The 20,684-nt window shown below is 71.5% G+C and carries 1 protein-coding gene; it reads left to right on the top strand.

The genetic code is table 11. The features are described 5' to 3' along the window. Positions 1 to 151 precede the first annotated feature (151 nt). Positions 152 to 20,683, top strand: a complete 20,532-nt coding sequence (locus ID554_RS09500) for a hypothetical protein (RefSeq protein WP_147333546.1) — start codon at positions 152 to 154, stop codon at positions 20,681 to 20,683. Position 20,684 lies beyond the last annotated feature (1 nt).

The following is a 20,684-nucleotide window of genomic DNA, read 5'->3' as shown; positions in this document are numbered from 1 at the left end:
GAGACCACGGCCCGAATGGGGACTTTCGGGCATCCCGCTTCGGGGTGCCATGGTGTACGACGGGTGCGGCGTGGCGCAGTGGCGCCGACCCGCATGAGGTCGCGACAAGGCGAGGTATCAGGTGCCCGGCGGGGACGGTTGCAAGGAGATCATGGCCGTTCCCGGCCGACTCGTGCTCACCGGCGCGATGACCCAGACGGCGAACCTGGTCGCCCAGGCGGTCGCGGTCACCACTCCGGCACCTGACGACGGCACGCTGGTCCACCTGATCGAGGAGACGCCGCGTTCCGCCGCCAGCCTGGACTACCTGCGCGCACAGCCGTTCCCCGACGCCCTGGTGCTGGTGCCGGGGAACCTCGACCGCTGGGCCAGCGGAGGGCAGCCGCTCCCGGACGACCCGGCGGGCCTCGGTGGCCTCGCCGACCTCTACCGCCTCCAGGTGCAGGTGCCGGTGGGCGAGGCGCGCGCACCGCAACTGGTACCGGTCGACGTGCGTGGCCGCGAGACGTCCTGGGACGACGCCACGTCGGTACGGGTGCTGCCGTGGTCACACGTGGCCGGGCGGGCAGGGCTGCAGAGTGCGTACGGACGGATCAGGGCCGGGGAGAAGCCGGGCCGCCAGCGGGTCGACGCCCTGTTGGCGGACCTGGCAGAGATCCAACTGGCGCTGCGGGACACGATTCCGCCCGGGAGTCTGGCCGCTGCCGTGCACCTGGCCCGGGCGGGCAACGAGGCCGACGCGGAGACCCTGGCCCGGAAGGTGCTGCCGGTCGCCGCCTCGGACCTGCCGGATCTGGTCGGCGGCACCGCAGAGCCGATCGCCGCCGACGTGCTCCTCGATGCCCTGCGCGACACCCCGGACTCGGCCGCGCTGGTGTCGTTCCTGGCACCCAGCGGCGGGCCGACGGTGGCGTGGCTGCTGCCGGACGGCGAGGACGTGCTCTGGATCGGGTCGCCGGAGTCGGACGGAGCGCCGATCGTCACCCGGCTCACCGACGACTGGCGGATGGTGGCGCTGCGCGATGCCACCACCACCGCGCTGCTGGTCGGCGTGGACGGCCGACCGGTCAGTGTGGACGACGACACCCCGACCGCACCCGCCGTGTCCGCCGAGGTGCCCGGAGCGTGGGCGGATCACCCGCCGGTGGTCGGACAGCGTTCCGCAGAGGTGGACGCACGCCTGGCCGAGATGCGGCGCGTACTCATCGAGACGGGCACCGAGCTCCGGGAGTTGCGCTCCGCGCCGAGCGCCGTCGACCGGGGCCGCGACGCCGAGGAACCGACTGCCTCCGCCGGGACTGCCGACGTGGCGGCACGGGAGTGGGAGATCGCTGCCGAGGTCGATCGTCAGCGGACGCGAATCGCCGAGCTGACCAAGATCACTGAGCACGAGCCGATCGAGGAGACGCCGGACGGCGTTCCGCACAGCCACGTCTGGGTACGGCAGGCGGTGGAGGGCCGGACCGGATACGTCCGGATCCCGGTGGTCGTGGACGAGGCGGGGGTGCACAGCATCCACCCGGATACGGGCGAGATCACCGGTGACCTTCGCCTGGTCAACGGGGAGTGGACGCCTCGGGTGCTGGGTGGCGCGCCGGGCTCGTCGTCGGCACGGAGGGGCGGCTCCGGGTCGTTGTCAGCTCGGCGGAGCGGGTCGGGATCGTCGTCGGTGGGGACGGCGGCGTCCGGCTCGGCACCGAACGCTCCCATCATCGTGGTGCCCCCGGGGCTCACCGAGAAACAACTACGCCGGGAATGGCCCGACTGGTATTCCAAGAGTCAGCGGCCGGGCTGGGAGACGGAGACGCTCTGGGCCTCCGTGCCGATCCCGCCGGAGCTTGCCTTCACCACCGGCCTGCAGCAGCGCGTGACTCAGGACGGCGATCCGGGCGGTATCCAGCCGGTGTTCGATGGCACCGCGGGCATGGCGAACGGGCTGGTGGCCTTCGGAGTCGACCGGTTGCACCGGATGCCCGCCGACGGCGAGATGGTGTACGCAGTTCTGGCGCGCGGTGGTATCGACGTGTGGGGGAGCCGGGCCACGGCAGCGGCGTCACCGATGACGGCACCCGACATCCTGGGGCAGTTTCCGGGAAGCACCGTCATCGCAGGGTGGCTGGTCTCGGTGGATCCGGACACCGGCGAAACGATCTTGAGTCAAGGGGCGGTGAATCCCCACTTCTCGGCACGCCGGAAGGGTGAGTACTTCCCAGGGGTAACCCCACCCGGACTGGCAGACCTGGACGGTGCGCTCGCCGCCATGCTGGTCGACCTCGCGATGGGCCGTGGCACGACGCTTGTTCGCGGGGGTGCGGAGTGGAAGCCGAGCAAGGTCGCCGAAGACTACGAGTTGCTGCAGGCGGTGAGTCCGGCCTACTGGACGGAGCTACGACGTCGAGCCCGGGAGGAGTACGAATCCCTGGGTGCCAGGCGCGGCCAGACCCGCGCCTGGCAGAGCAGGAGCGACCTGCTCTTCGAGTACCTCGGTAGCGGCACCCGCTACGGGATACCGCCGGCCTTCACTGAAGTCAGGGACCTGAGCGATGAGACCTACGTAGCCGCCTTCCAGGGCGCGAGTTGGTCCGTGCAGGTCGGAAGGCCGGACCCCGTCGACGAGAAGGTCGCGGACTTTGCGCATGAGGGGGTCCATGCCGAGCAGTGGGTGCTGATGGGCCGGCTTGTTGCCGGCGCCTCCAACGACCCCGATGCCATGCACCTGATCACCGCGAACGATCACGTGCGGAACGTGCTGTGGGCGCAGCCGCTTCCGCATGACGATCCACGCTATCCGTTGGCACTGCGCATGTGGTGGCTACGCCATTCATCCCTCGACGAGGACATCAAGGGGATGGCGCATCACGCAGAGGGGCTGGCCATCCGGAACGCGGACCAGGTGCTCAAGGTCAGACAGATCGAGCAGTTCGGTCCGCCCGTACGGCACCTGCTGGAAGCGCGGATGATGCGCCGATCGGCACGTAGCTCCGTGCTCAACACCATGATGGTTCGGCTCGGTCTGGAAGGCCCGGCATATCGTGCGAGTCTGGAGTTCCGGGCCGGTGGCTCCGTGCGGGACTGGCGGGAGGTCTCGGCCGCCAGTGTGCCGTCGCTCTCCCGCTATCAGGCGAAGAGCAGCGCGGCCGGGACACATCTGTGGCGGTCGCGTGAGCGGCAGGACCACTCCGCGCGACTGGTGCACCACTCCCGACCCATCGTGGTGCTCGAGCTGGGTCGAGCCGAAGACGCCCCGTCGCGTCTTGCGGGCATCGTGCACCGACTGCCGGCGAACGCCCTGGTAGAGGTGGTGACAAGTGATCCACTGACGCCGACCGAGGCGGTGGGGCTGGCTTCGACAGTCGGCGCGGGCCAGATGCTGGCGGTCTCGTTCCCGACCGGTTTCCAGATCGACCCGGCCGATCCGCTGTTCGATCATTTCGTCCCGTACTCGCGGTGGCACACACAGTCGATGAGCCTCTTCGCCGACTACTTCACCGTGCACACGAAGCCGCAATGGCCCATGTTCGACCTCGGGGTCGGCGGCGTGCGTCTGGTCAACCTCGGAGGCGGGGTCTTCCAGCGGATCAACCAGACGGACTGGCGGATCAGGCCGGTGTGGCAGACGCTCTGGGTGCACGCTGCCGACGAGTCCCCGACAGCGCTGCCATCGTCGGTGGAGTCCGATCGCGGCATGCCGAGGATCGTTGTCGGCGCTCCCGACCGGGACACCCCGTGGGAGATCGCGCAGCTCGGACTGTTGCTGGCCGAGCGGCTCATGGCCATCCCGGACAGTCGCGTCGACCCGGACCTGGTGCAGATCCACCGGCCCGTCCTCGAACCACCCGAGCTGACCGACCTGCCCCCTGATGAGACCGCCGAGCCGTGGACCAGACAACTCCTGATCAGCGCCTTCGGTGAGGACGCCGTCCAGGATTCGCAGCTTGAGCACACATCGGGCGTGGACGACTTCGACATCGACCCCTTCATGCTGACCGCCGCTCTGGTAGGAGCGGTGGAATCGGCACCGGAAGGGCTCTCGGAGTTCCAACTCGTCGAGGTGCTCAACGGCCTGACCAACACGCTCGGCATCACGCGTGAGGAACTGCTCCCGGTGGGCTTCGCCACGGCGTACGCCTTCGGTATCGGTCACGTCACCGTGCCACGCCTGGCCGTGGTGACGCGGGCTCTGCTGGCCCTGACCGGCTATCGGCCCGAACTCGATTTCGGTGACGACTACCAGTCGGGTGCCCCCGGGGTCACCGGTGAGCCCATCATGAGCTGGCTCATCACTGATTTCCGCCGCTTGGTCCCGCAGGACAACGAGCGTCGCGCCAAGCAGGAACTGGCCCGACTCCTGGAATGGCTCGCACATCCGGACACGACCTGGCCCTCCGACGGACTGACCTCCGAGTACGTGCAGCAGGTCCTCGGGCAGGACAGACGTTGGGTCGACCACGCGCTGTCGCGGCGTACGCGGGACGGCAGCGGGGTCTGGTGGCTGGGGCCGGTGGCGCAGCGGCACCTCGTCGCCCCGGTCGAGGGCACGCTCGTGCTCGCGTACGAGGCGGATGCTGATCTTTTTCCGGTGGGGCTGCCGATCCCCGGCGGTGCCGCACTGATGGTGCGGGTGGGCCAACTGCTGCGGCGGCAGCTACCCGAGCAGGAGCGGGACACACCGGTGCTGCTGGTGCCGGTGACGAGCGTGCCCGTCGAGAGCCACCGGCTGCGATCGTACCTGACGGACTTCGAGAATCGGCTGGCCTTCGGGGTGACGATGGCCGAGCCGGTCGTCCTGGTGCCGGCCGACGACCTCGATGCGGCACTCGCGCAGGTGAGCCTCGACGAGACAACGTCCACAGTGGGGCAGCCTTACGGCTGGCGAGCCCCGGACGGATCGATGGTTCCGGACTATCCGCCGGAGTGGACCGGTAGTCCGGTGGATCCCGTTGAGGAGCCGGTGTCGATCGGTGCAACCAGCCAGGAGTCTCGTCCGGCACCGATCGCCCCGCTGCCCGCTCCCGGTCGGACGAACGGGGTCGAGGACGAGCTGGTCGTGACCCGGGCGCAGGCACGGCTGGTCAGTTGGGCGGTGCCGGACCGGCTCGTCGAGCTGCGGCGGTTGGCCGACGAGGGCCGTCCGGGTGCCGGCGAGGCGTTGGCCGACCTGGAGACGTACCGCGAGGTGTTGGCGGGGACCACCGCACCGGATCAGCGACAGCCCGACAGCGCGCGGCGGGACGTTGCTGCGGTGGCGAGCGCCTATCGCGTCGTGCACGACCGGCTGACGGCGTTGGCGTCGGCGCTGGACCTGCCGCATCTGGCACCGCCCGGCCCACCTTCCGTCGCGGCCGACGACGGCACCGTGCCGGTCGATGCGGTGCCCGTGCCGGCCTTCCCGGTGGAACTGGTGCCACCCCGGTCCGAGAAGGCGCCCGTCATCGCCGACCTGGTGGCCGACCCGGCGACGCGAACGTGGCTGACCTCGAACACCATCCCACCCCGCCAGGTCGCGCGACTGGTGACCGGCGGACGTCTGCGCTTCGACCCGGGACAGGTCGACCAGGTGGTGCGGATGCTGGGCGAGGGGGGAGACGCCCGAAAACTGGTCGACCTGGTCGAGGTCCTCGGCACGGTGCCGCTGGACCTGCGGGAACGATCCGAGGCGGCGGGGCTCGCCGGGCCCGGTCCGCTGTTCGGTGTGGTCCGTGAACTGGCGGTGTCCCCCGCAGACGCGGCGGCGCTCGGCGATGTGCTGGCCCGGGTTGCGGACGGCTCGTCCAAGGTCGGTCCGGACGAGGGCACCTGGGTCGACCGGCTCCGGCCGGCACTGGCCGACGCCGGGGTCCGCACCAACAGCGACCTGGTGTGGCTGATGCGGCTGACCCGCCGGATGGACCTGGCCCCCACCGACCGCAGGTGGTTGGGCGAGCTGCGCGACGTCGGGGTACCGCTGGAACTGCTGCACGAGATGCCCGACGAGTACGTCCGGGCCGCGCTCGACGGCCGGCGTCGGGCAGACACCGGCCTGACGGAGTTGGCCGCCGATACCGGCTTGGGCGGCCCGGCCGCGTTGCAGGCGGCGGCCGAGCGACTTGGCGTACCCCCGGTCGACCTCGCCCTGGCCCTCGGCGACCGGCTGCGGGCGGCCGTCTCCGATGCGCCACCGCTGTCGGACGCGGGACCGGACGGCCTCCGGGAGCAGGGACAGCAGGCCGCCGACCGCCTCCTGGCCCAGGTCGAGTCGACCGGACCCGGACTCGACCGCTGGGTGCGCTGGAGTGCGCGGCTCGGATTCCCGGTGGACCGGCTCCGCCCGCTGGCCGAGATTCCGATGCTCGAAGGTCTCATCTGGGAGGCCCTGGGTGACGTGCCCGGGGGCCGGGTCGCCGAGGTCCTCCTACCGTTGGTGCCGGAGGCGGCAGCGCCGGCGCCGATCGCTCCCGAGCACACCGCCGTGCCCACCCCGGACGAGGTGGCCGCGTGGTCGGAGCGACTCGGCGTGCCCGACTACTACCTGCGGCGGGTGCTGGTCATGCCCGGCGTCGACGGGCGAGCGCTGCCGGCGATGGCCGACCGCCTCGCGTTGCCCCCCGCCCAAGCCGCCGCTCTGGTCCGGCTGGTCGAGGTCACCGGTCGGGTGTCGGCCGACGACCTGCTCATGTTCGCCCATCGGCTGGGCGTGTCAGAGGCTCCCTATCTGCTGGTCTGGCTCGCCAGCTACTGGGAGATCCATCCGCGCAGGCTGATGCCGCTGCGTCCGCTGTTCGCACGGATCACGGAGATGCCCACCCAGGGCCGACCGTCGATGCAGCAGATCGAGGAACTGGTCGGCCGCTGGGCGGACCCGGGCCGCGCGGGCGCGGAGTACCACGCAGAGCCCGCTGCCGACCTCACCGACGGACTGCTGCTCGACCGGCACGACAACTTCGACAACGACGACCAGTTCCAGATGTGGCCCACCGCCGAGGAGACGGCGGCCAGCGTACGCGGGCCCCGGGCCGACACCCGGACCGCAACTGACAGCGACGATGACTCGGACCGCAGTTCGTCGTCCGAGTCGCTTTTGTCCATCCTGGACGATGACGAGCAGCAGGCACAGCACACGAGCTTGGCCGCGCTCGTCTACAGCGGTCGCTCGACCTGGACCAGGGCGGACGGTGCCGGTCGGAGTCGTCGGAACGCCTCCGCACTGTTCTGGGCAGCCGGTCTCGGCTCAGGCCCGGAGGGGGCCGGGCTGGAGGTCCTGGACCGCCTCCGGACGTTCGTGCCGACGGCGGTCCGCGATCGTCGTGACAGGCTGCGTCGGTGGGCGGAGATCAGTTTCGTCGAGGCCGAGGAACTGTGGCAGGACACGGAGAAGGTCGCCGCCGACCCCGACCTGGGAACGCTGACCCGGCAGGCGACGATCGTCGCGTCGGCGGCGACGGCGGCAGTCCCCGCGCTGACCCGTGACATCACCTCACCCGACGTGGCGGAGGTGGTTCGGGGAGCCGTCCAGGCCACCGACGCGGTGGTCGACGCCGTACGCGCCTGGACAGAACGGCACCTCGACCGGCCGATACCCTCGGCCGGAGATGGTCGGGCACGGCCGGTGCGGGTTCCCGACCTGGTGCGGGCGCTGTCACCCAGCGGGGTGCGGACCCCGGTGTCCGCCGGTCGGGACGACCTGGCCGCGATGTTGACCGGGGTGCGCGCACTACTCCACGCGTTGACTCGGACGACCGAGGTGGGCCACGTCTATCGGACGGCTGCCATGGTGATCGAGGTCGCGGCCACGCACATCGCCCGTCTGGTGGTGGGAGCCGGCACCACCGCTGCGCCCGGGGCGGCGTTGATCGCGAACGCGGTCGCGGCCCAGGCGGTCGAGGCCGCTGCGCGGCTCGCCGCCACCGTGGCGGCCTGGGACCGGCTGGCCGGTGGCCTCTCCGCGGCCGAACTGGCCGCAGCCGTGAGCGACGGTCAGGCGGAGGCTCGAAGCCGGACGGAGACCGACGAGCGGAGCGCGGACATCGTCCTCGCCCCGACCTGGGCCACGCTCATCGACGTACCCGAGAGGGAGATCGAAGAAGACAGATACCTTCGTCCCTGGTTGGACCACCTGGCAGTCCTCCAGATGGCTGGCCGGATCCAGGTGCCGCCCACCGTGCTCTACGAGTACACCCGGCGCAACGAATACCTCTCCGAACGCACACCGGAGCTGCTGGGTACCTGGAACCTGGGACGGACAACCAAGGACATCTACCGCCTGGCGAACGAGGAGTCGGTGCCGGTGCGGTTGCTGTCGCCGCTCCGGACCCTGCTGAACGCACGGACCCGGACCACGGATCCACGGCAGGTGAAGCGCTCCCTGGAACGCATCGAGCTGCCCGACCGGATCGCGAAGTCACCTCGGCGTCGGCTCGCCTTCCTCACCGACGTCGACGTGCGCACGACGGCCCTCGCCGAGCTCTCTCCCGGCCAACTCGACGGGTGGGCTCTTCGGTGGGAGGCCGACATCCTCGGCATGGACCCCGAGGATCTCGACGGCGCCGACGGGGTCTCGCTCCGGTCGCTTCTCGATCTCGTCGACCTGGTACGCCGCGAGTTCGCCGCACGGGAACCCGAAGGCCACTGGGCACGACACGACATCGAGTCCCTGGCGGACGCGCTCGGTCTGAGCAGGTACCTGGTCACCGGCCACAGCGTTCGGGTGGGCCGGGTGCCGGTGGAACTGGCGACGAAACGCGACGGCGGCTACCTGTTCCTGCTCGCCAACGCACTCCGGATGGACTCGCGTGAGGTGCCGAAGCCCGTCCGAACGCAGTTGACCGAAATGATGGAGCGTTCGCTGCCACGGCAGGTCGTGGTGGATCGGACGATCGCGCGGATCCGGGCCAAGGGGCAGAACCTGGCGCCCGGGGAGTCCCTCACCGGCAAACTGCTCCGAATCGGGATGGCCTCGAACGACGTCGTACCGCGACACCTGGGCCTTCTCGCGCAGCAGGCCGGCGTCTCCGCGACGGACCTGGTCGAGATGGCGTACCAGGCGGGCGAGGTCGACCTCTGGCTGACCGCCGACTCCATCGGACTGACGGCGGGCTCCCGTCCCGCACCTCAGGACCGACCGGAGGCCGAGGAGCCCGCCCGCACCGGGGACCTCGCGGTGCTGCCACGCATGGTCAGGGAGTGGGTCGACTGGCTCGGCGGAATCGCTTGGGCGTCCGGACGCCTCCACCCTGCGTTGACCGCGCAGGCGCGGCGGGCCGGCTGGGCGTTCGACGAACTGTCGGCGCTGCCCGGAGACGAACGGGCGAAGGTCCTGGAAGCCCTCGCGGTGTCCGCCTCGGAGGCGGGGCTCATCGGGGACTACCACAACACCGTGTCGCGGCACGGCCACGACATCGAACACCTGCTTCAGGCGCTGACCGGATTCGTCGACGAGGTCGTCGGCGCCCGCCTCGAGCTGCCAATGCCCCAATGGGCTGAGTTCGATTCCGCAGTTCGCGTGAACGTTCGCGTGCCACAACCGGTCGACGCCGACTTCGCCGCGTTCGCGGGTTTCGAGACGCGGCGGGAATGGTTCCTCACCGATGACCCCGACACCTGGAAGGAGATGGAGGAGGGCCTGCGTGCGCTCCAACGGGACGGGGCACGTGTCGGTGCCGCGACCGTCTCCGGCTCCGAGTTCTACGAACCGGTCGCGCGGGTCGCGGAACTGGATCTGACGCCGCTGGCCGTCAGCGCGTTGCTCGCGGTGATCTTCCTCCCGGGCGGCCCGGCGACGCGCACCGAGCTGCTGGGCTATCTGGGGTACGAGGTCGACCCGTACGACTCGACGCGACTGGATCGTCGGGTCAGCCGACCCGAGCCGATGCGCGTCGACCCGTTCCGGTCGATCGGCCATCCGCCGACCGCTGCCGTCGTCATGGCGGCGGCGATCGCGCGCCTGCGGCAGCCCGGGTCCCTGGTCGCCGCCGCCCGCCCGAGTACGACCCTCACCTGGTTCCTCGACGATGAGGATCCCGCACCCGTCGGTGCCGATGAGCACCACCTGGTGCCGAACGACGTGGGCGACGCACCCGGCAGCCTGGTCCGGGCCGTTCTCGACGGCGCCCGCGCCCAGGGGCTGCGGCTACCGTCGCAGGTGCGCGACGAGGACGACCTGATCCGGCACGTACGGCAGGTGGTCCAGGACGACCCGAGCAGGTTCCCGTTGCGGACCATTGGGGAGCTGGTCGCCGAAGACCTCGACGACCGGGCGCTCCTCGGCCTGGCCGAGGCACTGCCGGTCACGTCGACGAGACCTCTGGATTCGGCCGTCCTTCGGCGGCGGATCTCCCAGTTGGTCAACGAGCGTGATCCGCGTCTACGGAGACTTCTCGGCACGGCCGTCGCCGTGCCGGGCAGCGGCGCGGCATGGATGCTGCGCCGTGTGGGTGGGAACGGCACCACGGGCGCCAGCCACATCGCACACCTGTTGCCCGAGGCGATCGGTGACCCGGCCCTGTGGGACTCCGCGCTGATCGACGAGGTCATCGGTGCGATCGCCGTCGCGCTGGGTGTCGACCTGGTCGTGGTGGAGGACGAGGTTGCCCGCCGGTTCTCGGGTGGACGTCACTCCACCCTCCACCTGCTCCGCGTCGAGCGGGACCTGTTCCGGGCCTACCACCCCGCCCCGGTGCCGGCCCAACTCACCGCGATCGAACCCGCGCACGTGATCTTCGGCGAGTACGACGCGGCCACCGACTCGACGCGTCTGCCACTCGTGGTGACGGGATTGGACGGCCGGCGCCTGAGCGACCTGACAGCCGACCTCACCGGCCAGGAACTGATCGACCGCTGGGCGGTCCAATCCGCCGGAGAATCACCGCCGCTGCTCCTGGTCATGGGCGGGGCCGCCGACGAGTCCGGCCCGCACGGTGCGCTCGCCCGCCGTTTCCGGGACCGTTTCGCCACCCCGGTGATCGCCAGCACCGTCGACATCATCCTGGGTGCCGACGGAAAGGTCTCGGCGGCCTCCGTGGTCTACGCCCCGAACCAAACCGTCGACCGCACTCGGACGGAGCCTGGCGAGTTCCGCTACTTCCCGCCGGACGGAGGCCGGTCGGAGCCGCTCGGAGACGACCTCGCGGTGGGTGGGGACTCGCTCGGGTTGCGAATCGTGGTGAACCTCCCGCTCCCCGACGTCGGGGCGACCGTCCTGGCGGCCCGACCGGGTCGACCGACGGCCGAGGAAGCGCCGGTGCCGCACCGCTTCGTGGCCGCGGACGCGGTAACCCCGGCTGAGTCGACGGGCACCGGTCGCATCCGCATCGGTGAGATGCAGCGTGCCATGGTCGACAGGGCGAGGGCGCTCAGGGATCTGAACGCCGACCACGCGGCTCTTCAGTATGAACTCGACTCGGGAGAACTCACACCGACGGCGGCCGCTGCGCAGATGGCCGAGCTGTCGGACAAGATCCTCCATGCGCAGACGGAACTCCACCGGCTGCGGGAACGTGTGGCCGAGCTGAGCGAGATCGTCCGGCACCAGCCGGTCGAGGCGACGCCGGAGGGCTTGACCAGCCACATCCGGGTCGAGCAGTCGGTGTCGGGCGCCGATCGGTGGCTGCTCGTGCCGGTGCTGATCGACGACACGGGTGTGCACGGACGGCATCCGGAAACCGGTGAACTCACCGCCGACTACTACCTGACCACGAGCCGGCAGTGGCTGCCCCGCCTGCGTGGTGGCGCACCCGGTGCGATCCGTGATGCGTCCGTCGAGGCGCCGACCGCGAGCCGGACCGGCACGGCACCGGCCGGAACGGGCGCATCCCAAGCGGCGCCCGGCGTGGTGGCCGATGCCGGCCCGCTGCCACCCCGTGGGGCGGCTGATGCCGCCTCGCCGTCGACGTCCGATCTGCCGGACGCACTCGCCGTGACCGAGGCCCAGGTGCGATTCGTCGCCTGGGCGGTGCCGGACCGGCTCGCGGCCCTGCGGCGGCTGGCTGCCGAGGAGCATCCCGGAGCCGGTGCGGCGTCGGCAGCGGTGGACGCATACCTGCGCGTGCTGTTCGGAGCTGCGGACGGCCGGGCCCGGCGGGTTTCCGAGGCGGATCGCACCACCAGCTACCGGCGCATGCACGAGCGGTTGGCGGCACTGGACCTGCCCTACCTGGCGCCGCCGACGACCGACCCATCGGGGGCTGACGACGCCGTCGTGTCGCTGCCCGCCGTGCCCGAGGCGGACTTCCCGGTCGTACTGGTCGCCCCCGAATCGGGGTCCGGTCCCTTCGGCCGCGCGACGGACACCGAGGCCGCGCGATGGTTGCGGGGTGCCGGTGTCACCGGCCCGCAGGCGGCTCGCCTGCTGGACGACGGGGAGTTGCCGTTCGACCGGACCGAGGTCGACCGGTTGGCACAACGGCTGGACATGGCGGGCGACGACGTCGCCGAACTGGTGAACCTGGTCGAGGTGCTCGGCACGGTGCCGCTCGACGTGGGTACCCACGCGCGAGAGATCGGGCTCGCCGGACCCGGGCCGCTGTTCGGTGTGGTCCGCGACCTGGGGGTGCCGCCGGAACTCGTCGTGACGGTGGGGGACGTGCTGGCGCGCGTCGCGGCGGGCTCCCGCGAGATCGAGCCGGACGAGGGGTCCTGGGTCGACCTGCTGCGCACGGAGCTGGCCGGGGAGGGCGTCCGTACCGACAGCGACCTGGTGTGGCTGATGCGACTGATCCGCCGGTCGAGTCTGTCTCCGGCTGACCGGTCCGCGCTGGGTGAGCTGCGCGAACTCGGCGTACCGCTGGAACTGCTGTACGAGCTGCCCACCGCCCACGTGCGCGCGGCGTTGACCGGCCGAAGCCGGGCGGCCGGGAGCCTGGCGACGTTGGCCACGGAGTCCGGCCTCGCCGGCCCGGCGGCTCTGGAGGCGGCGGCCGAGCGGTTCGGCGTACCCCCCGTCGACCTTGCACTGGCCCTGGGGGACCAGCTCCGGGCGGCCGCCGCATCGGTGCCCGTCGACAGTCCGGACGACCCGGCACAACTGCGCCGTCAGGGGCATCGGGTGGCCGAGTCGGTGTCGGCGCTGCTTCCGGCGGACGCCGACGTCGTCAGATGGGTGCGGTGGACCGCCCGACTCGGGTTCCCCGTCGAGCACCTCCGTCTGCTGGTGGACTCCCCGGCGATCGCGGAATCGGTCTGGGCCGCCCTGGGCGACGTGCCGAGCGAGCGGGTGGCCGATGTCCTCGTGCCGGTGGCACCCGAGACGGCGGCCACGGCCGCCCTGACCCGGGCGCTCGCCCGGAAGCGGAACGTTCCTGCGCCCGACCCGCCCGACCTGGCGCGGTGGGCGGAACGACTCGGTGTGCCGGTCGCCTATCTCCGTCGGGTGACGGCACTGCCGGGAGTCGACGGCGCGCGCCTGTCGGAGTTGGTCGACCGCCTCGGGCTGTCGACCACGCAGGCACCGGCGTTGGTACGACTGGTCGAGGTGACCGGTCGGGTACCGGTCGAGCTGCTCTGGATCGCCTACCGGCTCGACATGATGCAGTCCCCATACCTGCTGGTGTGGCTTGCGGCCACCTGGGAGACGGACCCGCGCGGGCTGCTGTCGCTGCGCCCGCTCTTCGACCGGATCCGGGAGCTGCCCTCCGAGGTACGGCCCACTCCGGGACAGATCGAGGAACTCGTCACCCGGTGGGCCGCGCTCGGCCGTCCGGGACCGCGTGGCGACGGCGAAGGTGACGCGCAGGAGTGGCCGGTCCGGAGCGACGCGTCGATCATCAGCGAGCCCGCCGCCGACGATCAGCGGCCACGGTACGTCCGGGAACTCCTGCGGTTCGCCGAGGGCGGCACCGGTCCGCAGGGCGGGGGACTGCACCTCGCCGATCGTCTCCGGGCCGTACACGTCGCGGAACTGACCCGCAATGTCGAGCAGTTGCGCCGGTCGCGGGATGTCGACGTGGCCGACCCGACCGCGGTGTGGCAGGAGGTCGACGCGGTCGCGGACGATCCGTACGTCGGAGCGTTGACCCGGCAGGCGGCGATCATCGTCGGTACGGCCCGCTCCGTGACCCTGACGCTCCACCACCCCGTCGCCGACCCGGGCGACGTGATCCAGGCAGCCACCCGTGCGGCCGGTGCCCTGACCGCCGCCGTCCGGTGGTGGACGGAGCACCACGCCGACCGATCGATACCCGGCGTGGACGAGACGACCACGCTGGCTGGTCTCGTCGAGCTGGCGGCTGCGCTACCCGGGCAGAAGTCGGGCGGGCGACGGGACGCGGCCGGGCAGATGCTGGCCGAGGTGCGCGCCCGACTCGAACCGCTGAGCCGGCCCGGCTCCACCTGGCACGGCTACCGTAACGCCGACCTGGTGATCCGTACGGCGGCGGTGCACGTCACCCGACTGCTGGTGGCGGCCGGTGCCGCCGCGTCGCCGTCGGCGTCGCTGATCATGGCCGCAGTGGCGGACCAGGTGGTCGAGGCGGCTCGACAACTCGCCACGGCGATGCGGACCTGGGACCGACTGACCGGCGGTATGTCGGCGACGGAGGTGTCGGCGACGGCGGAAGCTCCGCTCGGTGCCGACGATCTCCCGCCCGCGCAGTTCGTGGACAACCTGCTGGCCGCGTCCTGGGCCACGCTGTTCGCCGTACGTCAGCACGACATCGAGGACGACCGACGCGAGCGTCCGTGGCTGGACCCCGAGAGGGTGTACTCGCTGGCTGTCGAGGCGCAGGTGCCGCCGAAGCTCGTCTACCAGCAGGCCAGGGCGCAGGAACATCTGTCCGAGCGGACGCCGGACCAGCTCCGGGTTTGGGGGCTGCAGCCGCCGTTCGAGTCGGTGTACCAGTCAGCCCTGGATCTGCAGGTGCCGGTGCGGCTGTTGCAACCCTTCCTGCGGGCCGGAGGGGTGGCGGCGCAGTCCGATGCCGCCTGGATCCGGGGCGTTCTCGGTGACATGGCCCAACGGGCAGGAATGGTCACCGAGGAACCGAGCCGGCACCTGGCCTTCCTGGCCGACGTCGAATTCGACTCCCACCAGCCGGTGACCGGGCGCGAGCTACGTTCCTCGGACCGGCAGTGGACCGCCGACGTGCTGGGCATGGACCCGTCGGACCTGGACCGGATCGGCACGGTGACGTTCGACGACCTCACGCAGGTCGTCGAGAGGGTCCGTGAGTACCACGACGCCAGGACGCCCGGCGGTTCCTGGGGCCGGCACGAGATCGAATCCCTGGCGGACGCGCTCGGTCTGAGCTACCTGCTGGTGCTGGGACACAGCGTGCGGATCGGCCGGGTGCCGGTGGAGCTGTCGGACGACCCGTACGGGCCCTCCGTGTTCCTCCTCGCGAACCGGGGCCGGGTGGACGCGCGCGAGCTGGCCCCGATCCGCGGCGAGATCGCGGTCCGCGTCGACCGTGGCGGTCCTCGGCACGTGGTGCTGGACGACCTGGCCTCCCTGCTGCGCGAGCACGTGGGCGAGGTACCGCCGCGCGACTCGCTCACCCGTCGTCTGCTGGGAGTCAGCGACGCGGAGAAACTCAAGTTGCTCCACCTCAGGGAGCAGTACCAGCTTGCGGGTGTGCCCATCGAGGACGTCCTCACGGTCGCGGAACTGGCCGAGGTCACGCTGGACGTGGCGCTGGAGTTCGTCATGTTGGCGGCGGGCCACCGCCAGCCCGGCGCGGGCGATTCGGCGGCACGCGAGGTCGCGGGGCTTGCGTCGGCCCCTCTCACGCCCGAGGCGACGGCGACCCGGCTCCGGGAGTGGGTCGCCCGGTTGCACGGCATCGAGGGCTTCGACAGCGACGTCGCCGAGGTCCTCTGGGCCGCGCGGGACGCCGGCTGGACCCTCGAAGACCTCTCGGCGCTGTCGGTCGACGACGCGGAGCGGGTGCTCACGGCCCTGGGGATGGCCCTCAAACTGGACGTCGAGTTCCGGAGCATCACAGTCGGGTACAGCCGCGACGTCGAGGTGATGTTCCGCCGGCTGGAAGAACTCGTCGAGTACGCCGCCGACAGCCGATTCGACCAGCGGAACCTCACGTGGACGGACGTCGCGCTGCCCGGGGTCCGGATCGACGTCGACCTGCCCGGGGCCACCGGTGCGGAGCCGGAGTCCCGCGACTGGGATCTGGAACGCTGGCCCGACCGGCGGTCCGTCAACACCGAACTGAACCGGTTGTACGGCGCCGGGACCACGACGGTCCCCGTGTCCTTCAAGACCTCGGCCGGCGATGTCGTCCGGGTGGCGGAGGTGGACACCGTAGGACCGGTCTTCGGTGCGTTGGCCGCGATCCACGGGCTGCCGGGCGGGCCGGCTCGTCATCCCGACCTGCTGGCCCACCTCGGATACGAGTTCGCCCCCTACGACCACAGTCGACTGGATCGCCGGGTCAGCGCGGTGCCACCGCTGGCCCTCGCCTCCTTCGCGCGGGTGGCGGATCCGTCGCTACGCGCCGTGATCATGATGGCGGTCATCTGGCGGGTACGGCAGCCCGCGCCTCTCGTGCCCGCGAGTCGCGTGGAGCCGCTCACGACCAGGCTGCTGGACGACGGCGAACCCGCTGTCGCCGACGGGTGGGAATACCATCTGGGTGCCCGGGACCTGGGCACCGAGCCCGGCAGTCTGACCCGGGCGGTGCTCGACAGCGCCCGCGCGCAGGGGCTGAAGCTGCCGGCGGACGTACGGGACGAAGCCACCCTGCTCCAGCACGCCGGACAGGTCGTCCGCGCCGATCCGCACCGGTTCACGATCCGGTCCATCGGCGAGCTGATCATCGGTAGCCTGGCGGACGAGGCGGTCACCCTGCTCGCCGGGGCACTGGGCCTGAACAAGCCGTCACCCGGCGAGCCGTCGCTGCGCACCCGGTTGGTCACGATGGCGGACGAGGACACGGCCCGCCTGTACCGGTTCCTCACCCTGCTCACCCCGGACTCCGACGCGGCGGGGGCGCTGGTGCGGGCGGGCTCGCCCGAGGCGAACCCCGCCCGGGATGCCGCCGCGCTGCTGGTCGCGGCGATCGGTGCGCCCCGGATGTGGAACTCCACCATCCTCGACGAGGTCGCTGCGGTGTTCGCCGTCGCGTTGGGAGTCGACCTTGTCGTGCTGGGCGACGAGGACGCCCGTACGTACCCCGGCGGCGGCGCGACGCTGTTCGTGCGCCGGGTGGGCGGAGACCTCTTCCAGTCGTACCGCCCGACCGGCTCGTGGGGTCAGCCGGCCGCCTTCGGCTCGTCGCCGGTCCTGCTCGCCGAGTACGACCCGACCACGGATGTGGCGCGCGTGCCGGTGGTGCTCGACGGCCGACGCCACCGGGACGTGACCCTCCGGTTCACCGGAGCCGACCTGATCGACCGGTGGGTGCCGCAGGCTGGTGACACCTCGGCACCGCTGGTCCTGCTGGTGGGTGCCGCCGCCCGAGGCGACGGCACGGGCGGCTCGCTGGCCGCTCGCTTCCGGGACCGGGTACGGCAGCCGGTGATCGCTCCGCTCGACGACATCGCACTCGACCCGCAGGCGAGGGTGTCGGCGGTGCGGGCGGATCGGCGCCCCGACGGCACGGTCGATCTCCACGGGGCGCAGCCCTCGGAGTTCTGGTACTTCCCCGCCGACGGCGGCACCGCGGTACCGCTCGGCGGTGACCTGGTGACGGGTGCGGCCACGGTCGGCCTGCGGCTCGTGGCGGACCTGCCGACGACCGGCGAGGTGCGTACCGCGCTGACGCTGCGGCCCGTACCTCCGCTCGGCGACGACGTGCCGCCCCCGAGGCTGTTCGTGGACGGCGACGGCGCGGTCCGGCTCGGTCGCCTCGCCTCACCGCCGGAGGGCTGGTGGCCGCTCGGCGACGCGTCGCCGCTGCTCGCCCTGCGCTGGCTGACGGCCGGCGGACCGGCCGACGGAATCGACCCGTCGGCCCTGGAGCAGGCGGACCTCCAGGCCGCCGCCGAGCAGGCCACCCGGCTGCACGAGCAGCAGATGGCGATGCTGGACGTGCCCCACCGGATGCGCTCGTTGCTCGCCGCCGAATCCCCACGAGCGACCACGGTGGACGACAGGCTTCCCGCGTTGCGACGAGGTGACGGCGTCATCTTCGTCAGTGCCTCCGGGCAGGCGCAGGCAGCCACCCGACTACGCAACGGTGACCTGTTCACCTACCGGCCTGCTCGTGGCGACACCTCCACCGAGCGACTGTCCTGGGCCCGGTTCGTCGAGGAGGCGGGCGAGGGCTGGTTCCTGGTGCAGCACCACGCGGCGGACCCGGCGCCGATGGTGCTCCCCACCGGCGGCCCTGTCGATCCGACCGCCTCACGGTGGTACGACCGGCCGGAGAACGTCGGAGCCTTCGTGGTGCCGGAGATCGAACAGGCGCCGCAGAGCGGTGTGGTGTGGGGCGACGCAACGGACGGACTCGACGTCCGGCTCAATCCGCTGTGGATGCCGCTGGCCGACTTCACACCCGAGGTCTGGGCCGGGCGTCCGGGCCACGAATGGCTCTTCCTCGTCCTGGAACGCGGGTCGTTCGCCGAGGCGCAGGAGGGTGAGGACCCCCGCGACCTCCTGGTGTTCGTCGGCTCGGAGACCGCGACTGGCGCTATGTCGCGGGCGCAGCTCGACGACCTGCTCACGTCGATGCGGAAGGTTGACCCGACCGTCACCCTGGCCGATGTCCGGGACATGCTCGACGGTCCCGGACACCCCTCGCTGGCCGCGCGGTTCGAGGGCGACGGCACCGCGAGACTGACCCGGGCCGGGGTGGCCGGGAACATGCGTCGGGATCCGCAGACCGGCACCTGGGCGTTGGACGGTCTTTCCGGCCGGTACTCGTCGGGCCGTCTCGGGCCGCTTGATGATCTGGACCGGTGGCTGCGCGACGCCGCCGGGCTCATCGCCGACCAGGTACGCGAACCGGTCGCGCCGAGCGTGTACAGCCGCAGGGCGAAGATCGAGTCACGGTACGAGTTCAACTCGAAGATCTACTACCCGCACCCTGCGGACACCCTGGACACGTACTACGCGGTGCGGCGGATGCCCGACTTCCGACCGGGGGTGTGGTCGGTCTACGCCACGCTGGATCCACAGACGGGCGAGGTGGTCACCCGCAACGGACGGTACGGCCCTCGGAACTTCACCCGGGAACTCGCGCGCAGCAGCGCCAGGTTCGAGGGCGCGTTGCTGTTGGTGCTCTTCCTCCCCGGTGACGCGGAGGGCACTGCGGCGGAGCTCCAGGCTCTGTTCCGCTTCGGGGAGCGAGTGCAGGAGGCGCGTCGCACCGACGTGACGGTGTCGGTCGGGACCGCCCACATCCTGCCCGGAGACGGGGACGTGCGGTTGGGCACGCTGACCGCCGACGTCGTCGGTGCTCCGATGGTCGAGCCAGCGGGCGCGTTCGTCCGGTTCCGGCAGCCGGAGCCAGGGAAGGAATCGGAACCCAAGCCTCCGCCGGAGTTGCTCGACGCGTCGGCCGATGCGTCGATGATGGCGCTGCTGGCGATCGGCTCCCCGTCTGGCGTGCACGATTCGCCACAGCGGCACCCGGTGCCGTTCGGACCGCCCCGGATCGACGCACCTCGGGGTGCCGCGTACGACGGCGGATTGTTGGTCGTGGGCGACGTCGACAGGTGGCGGCAGCGATCGGTCGCCGAGACGGTGGCGCGGGCGGCCCGCGCGGTGCGGCGTCCGGTGGTGGTGGTCGAGGTCGGTGCCGGAGTCGACGAACGAAGCGCCGTGCTGACCGTGCTCGGCATGACGCTGATCAAGCTCGGCGAACGACGTCTACAGCCGATCGTGATCGCCACCGCGCCCGCCGCGGCCCTGACCGCACTGGTGAACCGGTACGACCTTTCGCTGGTCGGTCCAGAGACCACCGAAGCGGACGCCCGCTGGCAGGTCACCGGGCCGGACGGTGCGGAACGCTGGTCGACGTCGGCGTTCGTCCCGACGCTGTTCACCACCGCCGGTCAGATCACGACGGGCCCGGTTGCGCGGTCCGGATCGGTGACCCTCTCCGAGTGGCTGGGGCAGCCCGACTGGCCCACCGCGGAGGAGTACCTCCGTGAGAACGTCGCAGACCTGCGGCACCCGTACGTCGTGGACGAGCTCGCTCACCTCCGGGCGCGGGACCCGGACAACCGACTGCTTTCCGCCCACGAGGCGGTACTCGACCTGGTCAGGGCGGCGAACGGGGCGATCGACCCGGCGGAGTCCCGCTACCAGCCGACCGAACCGATCCAGACGTTCGACATGGAACCGCGCACCAGCGTGCAGGGCCCGATGACGGTCACCTTCGCCCTCGACTATCTCGAACCGAAGCCGGATGCGCTGTCCCGCAAGCCCTGGGACGACCGCCTGCTCCGCCTGATGTACGCCGACGGCCGGGCCCGCGAGCTGGCCGCCGCGCTGGCCGCGGGGGTCGTCGGCGAACAACGGGACCGCGTCGACGACGGACGCTGGAACGCCACCGTGTTCGGCGCGGTCGCCATCGTGCTGCGGATGACCCGGGAGGAAGCCCGCACACCCGGCTTCGTCGACGCCTGGGGCAAGGCGCTGGAGGACGTGGCCTGCTGCGAGGCGAACCCCACCCACCGCATGTACTGGGTGCCTCGCCTGGACGAACTCCGCGACGAGGTCGGTGCCCACGGCGTCCCGGGCCACGTGGACGGACCGGCGGAGCGCCACGCGGCCCTGCTGGAGGTGCTCACCTACACCCTGGCCAACTGCTGAC

The organism is Micromonospora craniellae, assembly GCF_014764405.1.
Lineage (GTDB): Bacteria > Actinomycetota > Actinomycetes > Mycobacteriales > Micromonosporaceae > Micromonospora > Micromonospora craniellae.
This window is presented reverse-complemented; position numbering and strand designations above follow the sequence as displayed.

Coding starts and splice junctions, on each gene's coding strand:
- ID554_RS09500 (WP_147333546.1), top strand. CDS start 152: ATGGCCGTTCCCGGCCGACTCGTGCTCACCGGCGCGATGACCCAGACG.